This window comes from Psychromonas sp. MB-3u-54 (assembly GCF_002836415.1).
GTDB lineage: Bacteria > Pseudomonadota > Gammaproteobacteria > Enterobacterales > Psychromonadaceae > Psychromonas.
This window is the reverse complement of sequence record NZ_PJBP01000151.1, coordinates 1-10,085: the sequence shown is the minus strand read 5'-3', so window position 1 is coordinate 10,085 and position 10,085 is coordinate 1. Positions and strand designations below refer to the sequence as shown.

The 10,085-nt window shown below is 41.6% G+C and carries 8 protein-coding genes; 3 read left to right on the top strand and 5 right to left on the bottom strand.

The window, feature by feature from the left end:
• Window positions 1–14 precede the first annotated feature (14 nt).
• Both CXF72_RS11405 and CXF72_RS11400 read right to left on the bottom strand, forming a co-directional pair.
• Window positions 15–1,715 (bottom strand): dipeptide ABC transporter ATP-binding protein, encoded by a 1,701-nt coding sequence (locus tag CXF72_RS11405; RefSeq protein ID WP_101039144.1) that lies wholly within the window; start codon window positions 1,713–1,715, stop codon window positions 15–17.
• Between the two features lie 782 nt (window positions 1,716–2,497).
• Entirely contained in the window at window positions 2,498–3,700 is a 1,203-nt protein-coding gene (locus CXF72_RS11400; RefSeq protein ID WP_101039143.1) for a multidrug effflux MFS transporter, read from the bottom strand.
• 203 nt (window positions 3,701–3,903) lie between these two features.
• On the opposite strand from CXF72_RS11400, the gene CXF72_RS11395 reads away from it, so the two are divergent.
• The gene (locus CXF72_RS11395; protein WP_101039142.1) at window positions 3,904–4,860 is read left to right on the top strand and encodes a LysR substrate-binding domain-containing protein; all 957 of its coding nucleotides are present in this window, start codon (window positions 3,904–3,906) and stop codon (window positions 4,858–4,860) included.
• A 416-nt stretch (window positions 4,861–5,276) separates the two neighbouring features.
• Here CXF72_RS11395 and CXF72_RS11385 read toward each other — a convergent pair whose 3' ends face one another.
• The 3 genes from CXF72_RS11385 to CXF72_RS11375 all read right to left on the bottom strand — a co-directional run bounded on the left by CXF72_RS11385 (window position 5,277) and on the right by CXF72_RS11375 (window position 7,096).
• The gene (locus CXF72_RS11385) at window positions 5,277–6,008 is read right to left on the bottom strand and encodes a hypothetical protein (RefSeq protein WP_101039140.1); all 732 of its coding nucleotides are present in this window, start codon (window positions 6,006–6,008) and stop codon (window positions 5,277–5,279) included.
• 60 nt (window positions 6,009–6,068) lie between these two features.
• Window positions 6,069–6,398 (bottom strand): hypothetical protein, encoded by a 330-nt coding sequence (locus tag CXF72_RS11380; protein WP_157823245.1) that lies wholly within the window; start codon window positions 6,396–6,398, stop codon window positions 6,069–6,071.
• 65 nt (window positions 6,399–6,463) lie between these two features.
• On the bottom strand, window positions 6,464–7,096 hold the full coding sequence (locus tag CXF72_RS11375; protein WP_101039138.1) for an alpha/beta family hydrolase: 633 nt from the start codon (window positions 7,094–7,096) through the stop codon (window positions 6,464–6,466).
• 251 nt (window positions 7,097–7,347) lie between these two features.
• On the opposite strand from CXF72_RS11375, the gene CXF72_RS11370 reads away from it, so the two are divergent.
• Window positions 7,348–8,160: a mechanosensitive ion channel family protein gene (locus CXF72_RS11370; protein WP_101039137.1), complete on the top strand. Its 813-nt coding sequence runs from the start codon at window positions 7,348–7,350 to the stop codon at window positions 8,158–8,160.
• A 645-nt stretch (window positions 8,161–8,805) separates the two neighbouring features.
• Complete coding sequence (locus CXF72_RS11365; RefSeq protein ID WP_101039136.1) at window positions 8,806–9,804, top strand: DctP family TRAP transporter solute-binding subunit; 999 nt, start codon at window positions 8,806–8,808, stop codon at window positions 9,802–9,804.
• The last annotated feature ends 281 nt before the right edge of the window (window positions 9,805–10,085 follow it).

The window sequence follows — 10,085 nt, the reverse complement described above, 5'->3', positions numbered from 1 at the left end:
ATAGCAGTTAACTATTAAACTCTCAGCCCTTTAAATTCAGGCATTAAAGAAACAAGATGTTGACTGTATTGATGTTGTGGTGTGTTAAATAATTGCTCGGTAGGGGCAATTTCTAACAGTTTCCCCTTTTGCATAACCCCAATACGATCACACACTTGACGTATAACGGGCAGATCATGACTGATAAATAACATGGTCAAATTCAGTTCATCCTGAAGATCTTTTAACAAGTTCAATATTTGCCCCTGTACAGAGACGTCTAAAGCGGATGTTGGTTCATCACAGATTAATAAACGCGGTCTGGTTGCTAAAGCACGCGCAATAGAGATACGCTGGCGTTGACCGCCTGAAAATTCATGGGGATATTTCACCCCCGCCATGCGCCCGAGCCCAACATGATCTAATAAGTCATGCACAATTTGACGCGTTTCAGCTTCTGATTGTGCGAGTTTATGAAAGCGTATCGGTTCGGCAATAATATCGAAGATACGCATGCGAGGATTCATTGAAGTATAGGGATTTTGAAATACCATCTGCATTTGACGGCGAATTGGCCGGCGCTCTTTTTCTGATTTGATTGCGGTTAAATCAATACCTTCAAAGGAAATCTTACCTGCATTTGGTTTATACAAACCGGCAATAACACGTGCGACAGTCGATTTTCCTGAACCGGACTCACCCACGAGACCGAAGGTTTCGCCTTCGTTAATGTGAAAACTAATATTATCATTAGCTTGGACATATTCACGGCGGCTCTCAAACATTGAGTCCTTGGTAGTAAAACGTAAACTGACATCTTCCACATTTAATAGCGGGCCGCTATATTCACGCTGATCTTCACTTTGACCTAACCAATGGGTTTTTATATCCAGTTTCTTCATTTCGCCCGCTTCCTCTATGTAATTTACCAGAGGAAATCGGTCTAGCTTAATATCTGAACGGGGTACAGCTGAGATCAGGCTGCGTGTATAATCATGATCGGGATTGCCAAGCACTTTTTCCGTTAGCCCGAACTCAACCAAATCACCACGATACATCACCGCAACTTTATCCGTTACATTAGAGACCACGCCCATATCATGGGTAACCAGCATACAGCCAACATTTTTTTCAATGCACAGATTACGGATCAGGGTTAGTATTTGATCCTGAATGGACACGTCCAGTGCCGTCGTCGGTTCATCGGCGATAATTAAATCAGGCTCACCGGAGAGTGCTATCGCGATAACAACACGCTGGCGCATACCGCCTGAAAATTGATGAGGATACTGTTTGATCCTTAAATGCGCATCGGGAATGCCGACTTGCTCCATCAAATTAAGCGCGCGTTGATAAGCTTCTTTTCCGCTCACCTTTAGATTGGCGCGAATGGTTTCTGTTAATTGTCTTTCAACGGTGAAAAGAGGATTGAGAGAGGTCATTGGATCTTGAAAAATAAAACCTATTTTTGAGCCGCGAACCGAGCGCATTTGCTGATCGCTTAAACCGGAAATTTTTTCCCCGTCTAAATAAATATCACCACTGGCAATAACACCAGGCGGACTCAGCAGATCAATAATGCCATTACCAACGGTCGACTTACCGGCACCTGACTCACCAACAACGCCGACAATTTCTCCTCTTTCAATGGAAAAAGAAAGGGATTTAACGGCAGCATGGACTCCATGACGAGATGGATACTCAATGCGCAGATTTGTTACTTCTAATAAAGACATGACAATTACCTACCACTAGATGAAATAGCATCTGGCTTCAAAAAAAATTATTACCATTCAGCATCTGTTACAGGACTAGATAAAAAACATATCTAATAACAAAACGCTATATGAGAGTGCGAGGTATATTATTCAATATATTTAATTTTGCAATGCGCCAGATTAGGCATAAAGAAAAGCATTAATACTAAAAAAACAATCTTCAGAACATTATTTAGACTCTAAAAACAGACCGTTAGCGGCTCTTAAACAGTGGCCTATACGAAATAAAGCAAAATATATGCCCACAAAAAAATTATTATCTTTTTAATTTTTTCCACACTCTTTTATGTAAATTATTTTCAATATAAGCCTACTGGCGCTTGATCGAGTCTTTTTTTTGTAAAAAAATCATGGTCAATTTTATTCGGGGAAAACAAGTCAAATTGAAGTCAAAATGCTCTCTATTGGTGCTGAATATTCTGCTTTGGGGCATCATTTAACGGGTTGCATAATAATGTTTATAACAGTATAAAAATTAAGCTGTGGGCACTGTAAATGCGGCCTATTAAATTTCATGAAACGTGAAACACATCACGTCAGCTTATGTTTATGGGGATAGATACAAGCGGGTATTACAGCAATTCTCTTAACTATCTGCTCAATATTGCTGGTTAAAATAATTAAGACAGGAAGATGCAAAAAACAAAAGTTACCTTTTCCCGCCTTATTTTTATTATTTTACCGAGTACTGCGAACTGTCCAATACTCGATTGAGTAAAGCAAAAAATGACGTTCTGGCATTAATTTGCGAACTGTTCTTGATGCCAGTGATTAAAACGGGGCATTAACATCAGCGCTAACAAGATAAGAGATCCCCCTCCCATTAATAAAATCGCCGCGTAGGGCGCGGTTAAGTCGGTCTGCTGAATCAAACCGGCCAGCAATGCGGCACCACTCATTTGAATACAGCCAAGCATCGCGCTTGCCGTACCGGCACGTTCACCAAATCTGGACAACGCCATACTCGTAGCAGGTCCGAGCAATAAAGCAAAACCAATACATAACAACATCATCGGCAGCATAAATGCAAATGCGCCAGCGAGTCCGCTGGCGGGCCCCCATTGCTGAACAAATAACTGCAACAATGCTGACAGGATAAAGGTCAGCAAAGCAATCAGCACAGTCACGCGATTCCCGAGACGCTTAATAACCACGGGAGCGGCGAAGCACGCAGCGATATTAACCAGCGCATTCAGACCAAATAAAAGACTAAAACTCAATTCAGAAACACCTAAATGCCGAATTAACCAATCGGGCGCATAGGAAACATAAGTTAAAATCACCGCCATCCCGGTCATGCAGGTCAATGCGTAAAAGAGAAAATGACTGTCCTGCAGTACCGGCTTAAATCGTGACCAGTGATATAACGCGCCGCTGCTCTGGGTATTTTTTGGCCGCGTTTCCGGTAAGCGATAGAAGACGATCAGCAGAATAATAAGCGCGTAAATCGCCATAAAGAGAAAGGTTGAACGCCAGCCAAACTGTAATGCGAGTAATCCACCCAGAGTAGGTGCCAATGCGGGGATCACACAGATCATGCCGTTCAAATAACTGTAATAATGCGCTCCTTCTTTGGCCGAAAAACTATCACGTACCGCACTAAATACCACTATCGATGAAGCGCAGGCGGCAATGCCCTGTAATACTCGGGCAAACTGTAGCCAATGAAACTCGACTACAATCGCGGCTAATACACTACTGACAATATAAAATGCAATGCCACCGATCCCGATCGGGCGTCTGCCAAAGCGATCCGCAAGCGGACCAATCAATATTTGCCCAATCCCCATCGCAAATAAAAACAATATCAGGGTTGACTGTATTTCGCTGGATGAAATATCAAACTCAACAGCCATTACCGGCATAGAAGGCAAATAGATATCGATTGCAAGGGGGCTTAACACCACCATTGACATCAATATAGGTAATATATTTCGGCGCATTATGTTACTCAAATAGTTAAAACGTTAAATTAGCTGACTAAGCGCAGTTTACCAAAGGTATGTTATGAATCATAATGGCATAATTTCAGAACCCAATTTCCTTTGAGGCATATCTTGCTTGAATAGGTTGCTGAGTTTGAATACCGAAAATGCGATAGGTCCGGCGCTGCCATATGCTACGGATCGTCATGGAGAGTGTATAAATGAATATTGATAATCTTTCAAAAATTGATCTTAATCTTTTGGTCACCCTGCAAATATTATTAGAAGAAGAGAGCGCCACCCGCGCAGCTAACCGTTTACATTTAAGTCCGTCGGCATTAAGTAAAAGCCTTAATCGCTTAAGAGAGACACTCGGTGATCCGCTTTTTGTGCGCACTGCACATGGCCTGAAACCGACGGCCCATGCATTACAGTTAAAATTGCAGCTACCGGCCATTTTACAAGGTTTATATCAAGTCACCCTGCCCCCCACTTTTATAGCACAAACCAGCCGTAGACAATTCTCTTTTGCGATGCTCGAAAGTGCCTATGAAACCTTACTGCCTTCTTATATCGGGCCGCTTTTAAAGCAGGCTCCTTTAATAACCCTGGATACTTACGGGTGGACTGAAAAGTCAATGTCCGCTTTATTGCAGGGACAGATTGATTTTGGTATTACAGCGCGGGATCTGCACCCGGCATCGGATTTAAGGCTGAATAATTTACCAGAGGGCATTATCCAAACCACCTTGTTTACGGATCAGCAGATCTGCTTAGTAAGAGAAAATCACCCGATACTTAATACCGAAAAAGCAGGCGACTGGAATATTGAAAGTTATCTGCAGATGTCCCATGTGCAGGTACGCTGTGAGGGTAATGATTGGTGGGCATTAGATTATCATCTGGCAGAATCCGGTCAGCATCGGCGCATTAGCAGTACGCTGCCGGATTTTTACGGCGCAGCAAGTGTATGCGCACACAGTGATCTTATTTTCACTTTACCTTCCAGCTTTGTGCCCCATGCTAAAAAATTATATCCATTGGTTCAATTGCCGCTGCCGATCACCTTTTCTCCCCTTGCCTACGTACTGTTATGGCATAAACGTAATGACGATGAACCGGGTCATAAATGGATTCGAGAAACGATATGTACCAGCATTGCACAGGCAATGAAATAAGCGCATCAATTAAAAAAGCATGCACAGAGGGCCACTTAAAGATCGCGATTTAAGCGGCTTGGGGATTTAATACCAGCATTAATTTTCTGTTCATTTATGTTGGTTAAAATACATGCTAGCTTCGTGAGTGATACCAAACGCATTAAATTTATGATCAGTTACTTCAAAGGAAAAATTTACGCTCAAAAAGCCGCCGGGATGATTTTGAATAGTAAATCGAATAATGCATTTGGTATGATGTTATCGGTAGGGTGCATTCTATGCACCGCAGGTAGGCATAGAATACACCCTACTAGCTATGCGTTTATTGTCATAGTGCGTGCTAGTTGACGTTCAAATAAGACCGCCATTAAATTTATGATCAATTTTAAATAATAAATCGGATCACTTTATTAATGCGTTTGGTGTGATTTGATTCATAACATCCTGTTACTCAGCAGCCGAGCCGAAAGCAAGCTGATAAAACAACTGCCCCACAGCGCCAGACTGAAATAACTTTCAAAATCACGCAGCACCTTAGGCAAAAAGATTAACGGCAGAAGGATAATTAACCAGGCGAGCAGTTCAGTCAATTTTAGTTTATCGCGGGCGGCTAAATATAAAAGTAACAAACTGAGCAGAGGCAACAGATGCGTTGTATTATCGGCGATAAGAAGGTTGGATATAAACAAACAACTCGCCGCAGAGCTATAACTTAGCAGCTCCTTAGTGATAATACGGACCTTAAATTCAAAATCAGAAGGGACAGCTTCAGAGAATAATTTGCCGATCATTACCGATACAATAAGCACTGCGGCCGTGCTCAGTAAAAGCGTCAGCAATATAAAACCGTACTGCTCAAAACGATATAAATCATAATCTACACTAACAACTGTATCACTCAGACCATTAATATTAAGGATCAGGCCCAGCGCCAATAAAACATAAACTTCCATGCGCAGCGATTGGTCCCCCTCTTTGACCCCCAGCCCGAGCAGTAATAAACCTTCAAGTAACAGCACCAGTCCCAGAAAATCCAGGCTGATAAGGAATAACGCTGTAAATCCGGCAAAACTTCCCGCAAAGACTAGCAGCAGACCGCTTAGAGATTTTTGCTCTTTAACACAGCAAACTAAACTGTTAATAAGAAAGATAAAGTAATGGGGCATGACTGCCGGAAACCAGTATCAGCGGCACGGCAAAGCCGCCCATTAAAACTAACAAAGAGATCACTGTAGAGGCAGTTTTATCGACAGAGCAAACCCCGTCAGGGTAATAACCAGCAGTAAGATGAAACAAACACCGCTCGGCACCAACTGAATATAGGGACCAATAAAATAAGCACTTAAATAATTTAATATCAGACCTAATCCGACTAATGCTGTCGTAGTGGATGGGTTTAACCTCAAATCGTCACTCACCAGCGCGCTTAATCTGCTGATTTTGACGCTACAATCAGTCAGGCGCAGCTCGATATTTTGTCGCTGCTGAGCTTGCTCTGACTGAAGTGCATCCAGTTCAACTTTTAGTTGTGCAAACTCATCCTTTAACTGCATCATTACCTTTAACGTGATTCACACAACCATCATTCAATTGAGATGCAGTACTGCCAGTAGAGAGAGTTTTATTCCCCCGTTGCAGCTAAGGAATTTTTAATAAATAACGCCATCTTATCAAGCGCTTTTTGCAGGTGAGCCGAATGGGTAAATCCACTTTTAACCCTGGGTTTAAGATCGTGATCGCCATCTTCCAGCCATAACCATTGGATCTCTTTCGGCAATCCGTAGGACTGAACTTCCTCCCGAGAGCCAAGTTTATCGCGTTCACCCTGAATAATGAGCATCTTTTGCTTAATCAAAGGTAAGTGTGCCGTTCTTAATGTTTCCGGCTTGCCCGCTGGATGAAACGGGTAACCCAGGCAGACAACCCCTTTAACCTTGTCATTGGCAGGCCCCGCGGCAAGCAAACTGCCAATACGTCCGCCCATTGATTTACCTCCAATAACCATAGGCTGATTAAGCTTCGCAATCAGCTGGACAAATTCTACCACTAATTTTTCCGCGCGCGCAGGCGGACGACGTGTGCCTGCGTCAACACGCTGCTGCATATAAGCAAAGTTAAAACGTGCCACGCGGATCCCCCGCAAAGCGAGCCCTGTTGCAATTATTTCCATAAAATCGGCATTAGCCGGCGCACCCGCCCCATGGGCAAAGACAAACAGAGGACCTTCGCTGGGTCCGTTATAGATAATATTCATTATTTCCCGATTTTTAAGCTAAAGTAGTTACAAGATACCAAACAGAAATGGAATTCGTTGCTTCGTAATAGTAGACAAATGTCTCTTATGTAACTAGTCTAACTGACTGTTTCAAAATATTTTTTCAAAAACAATTTATTATCTACGATTGTGTTTCGAAATTATAGTCAGTTTAACGGCTTGATTCTAAGCAATATAAAATCGATAGAATGTAGTCCTCTGCTTAATAAAAGATAAAAAGGGTAAAATAAATGATGACTCCCGATCAAATGATAACCTTAGTAACAGTGAACGCTATCGAATACGGACCTAAGTTAATTGCTGCTATTGCCCTATGGGTGATTGGTAGTTGGGTAATTAAATTGCTGGTTGCCGGTTTAAATAAAATAATGGACAAGGGCAAAGTAGACCCTTCTTTAAAACCCTTTTTATGCAGCATCAGCGGCATAGTACTTAAGGTAATGTTAGGTATAACGGTGCTGGGTATGCTGAGCATTGAAATGACTTCTTTTGTAGCCATTCTCGCCGCAGCCGGTTTAGCTGTCGGTATGGCACTTTCAGGGACATTACAAAACTTTGCCGGTGGCGTGATGATATTACTCTTTAAACCCTTTCAAGTCGGAGACTTTATTGATGCGCAAGGGCATATGGGAACCGTTAAAGAGATACAAATCTTTAATAGTATTTTAACCACTCCCGATAACAAAACCATTATTATACCCAATGGCGGCTTATCAACCGGCTCGATGGTGAACTTTTCAACTGAAAAAAAACGTCGCGTGGATTGGACTATCGGTGTTGCCTATGGCGATGACTTAGATAAAGCACGTGCGGTGATCCAACAACTTTGTGATGCGGATCAGCGTATATTCACAGATCCTGCAGTGGTTATTGTGGTTTCTGCATTAGCAGACAGTTCAGTGAATTTTTCGGTACGCGCCTGGGTTAACGCAGCCGATTTTTTTCCGGTGTTCTGGGCCATGAACGAAAATATCTATAAAACATTTCCTAAAGAAGGCCTTAATATTCCGTTCCCGCAAATGGATGTCCATCTGCATAAATAATCTGCCGTTTTAATTAAAGCCATCGTTATCACTTTGGCTTTAATTTCTTCTCTCTCCCGCCTTAAAACAGTTCCTTTTTATTGATCTCAGAAAACAGACTCGCAGCAGAATAATCAGTAATGACTCTATTTTTCTATTACAACAATCCGTATAACTATCTTACCAATCAGCTAGTTAAAATAAACTTTCACTGCGTTTATTTCTCCCCTTATATAAGGTCAACAGGCTGTAATACAAAAACTTTCCATTAATATCCATTCGTATAAATAATCTAACCTTACGCCAGAAAAACACAGTTATCTTTCTTTTAACAACTAAGTCAAAGAAAGCATTGGTAGGGTGCGGTTAATCACCACTCACGCACTTTTAATTCTCCCGATTAAAAAAATTGGTAATAGTCCACCCATAACAAAATATAAATGGGTGGGTTTCCACCCGTTTCAACACTCTTCGGCAGGCATTAGGTTAACAAAATGTAAGTAGATTGTTTTACTCACACGGCTTTGCAACATTTAATTAACATTGGCACGTTAATTGCTAAATATTAATTACTATATGTTAATTGCTAACAATAATATGTAGTTCAACCAGCGCCCTGCTCAATCAATGCGCAATCAGACTAAAACTGCCGTACAGGAGTACAACATGTTAAAAAAATTAATGACCCTTTCGCTTGGCACCGTTGCCGTACTTGCAAGCTTTAATGCATCAGCAAGCTGTGAGCCGGGTGAAATAGTGATCAAATTCAGCCATGTAACCAATGAGACCAGTCACCCTAAGGGCATCGCCGCCTCTTTATTATCTGACCGAGTGAATAAAGAGATGGATGGCAAAGCCTGTATGGAAGTTTTTCCTAACACCACTCTTTATAATGATGACCAGGCCTTAGAAGCTATTTTGAGCGGTGATCTGCAGCTTGCGGCTCCTTCTTTATCCAAATTTGAAAAAATAACTAAAAAATTCCGTCTCTTTGATCTTCCCTTTTTATTTGCTGATGTGGCCGCCGTAGACCGTTTTCAAAATTCAGCATCCGGGGACATTTTGAAAGATTCTATGGTCCGCCGGGGAATCAAAGGGTTGGAATTTTGGCACAATGGCATGAAACAGATGTCAGCGAGTAAACCTTTGTTACTGCCAAGTGATGCTGAAGGCCTTAAGTTCAGAGTACAGGCATCCGATGTGCTTGTGGCTCAATTTGAACAACTTGGCGCGAACCCTCAAAAAATGTCCTTCAGTGAAGTTTACGGTGGTCTGCAGACAAAAGTTATCGATGGTCAGGAAAATACCTGGTCAAATACCTACGGTAAAAAATTCTTCGAAGTACAAGATGGCGTCACGGAAACAAATCACGGTATTCTGGATTACCTGCTGGTGACCTCCGATGATTGGTGGAAGGGTTTACCAACGGATGTACGTAACCAGTTAAGCACAATAATGTCTGAAGTGACTCAAACCAGAAATGGCGAATCAACGAGAGTTAATGAAGAAAACAAGCAAAAAATTATTGATGCTGGTGGTGTGGTACGTACGTTAACAGCGGAGCAACGTGAAGCTTGGGTTGTGGCGCTTAAACCCGTGTGGAAAAAATTCGAAAAAGATATTGGCAGTGATCTGCTTGAAGCTGCAATAGCATCGAATAAATAAAACTATTACTCACCCCTTTGCCGATACGCAATACTGTATTTGCAAATGGGTGAGTAAAATAAGCAGATATTTTCTAATCGCCAATAACTAACAACTAATAATCAATAACCAATAACCAATAACCAATAATCAATAATCAATAACCAATAACCAATAACCAATAACCAATAACCAATAACCAATAACCAATAATCAATAACCAATAACCAATAACCAATAACCAATAATCAATAACCAATAACCAATAATCAATAACCAACAACCAACAACTAATAACTAAC

Coding starts and splice junctions, on each gene's coding strand:
- CXF72_RS11405 (WP_101039144.1), bottom strand. CDS start 1,715: ATGTCTTTATTAGAAGTAACAAATCTGCGCATTGAGTATCCATCTCGT.
- CXF72_RS11400 (WP_101039143.1), bottom strand. CDS start 3,700: ATGCGCCGAAATATATTACCTATATTGATGTCAATGGTGGTGTTAAGC.
- CXF72_RS11395 (WP_101039142.1), top strand. CDS start 3,904: ATGAATATTGATAATCTTTCAAAAATTGATCTTAATCTTTTGGTCACC.
- CXF72_RS11385 (WP_101039140.1), bottom strand. CDS start 6,008: ATGCCCCATTACTTTATCTTTCTTATTAACAGTTTAGTTTGCTGTGTT.
- CXF72_RS11380 (WP_157823245.1), bottom strand. CDS start 6,398: ATGATGCAGTTAAAGGATGAGTTTGCACAACTAAAAGTTGAACTGGAT.
- CXF72_RS11375 (WP_101039138.1), bottom strand. CDS start 7,096: ATGAATATTATCTATAACGGACCCAGCGAAGGTCCTCTGTTTGTCTTT.
- CXF72_RS11370 (WP_101039137.1), top strand. CDS start 7,348: ATGATGACTCCCGATCAAATGATAACCTTAGTAACAGTGAACGCTATC.
- CXF72_RS11365 (WP_101039136.1), top strand. CDS start 8,806: ATGTTAAAAAAATTAATGACCCTTTCGCTTGGCACCGTTGCCGTACTT.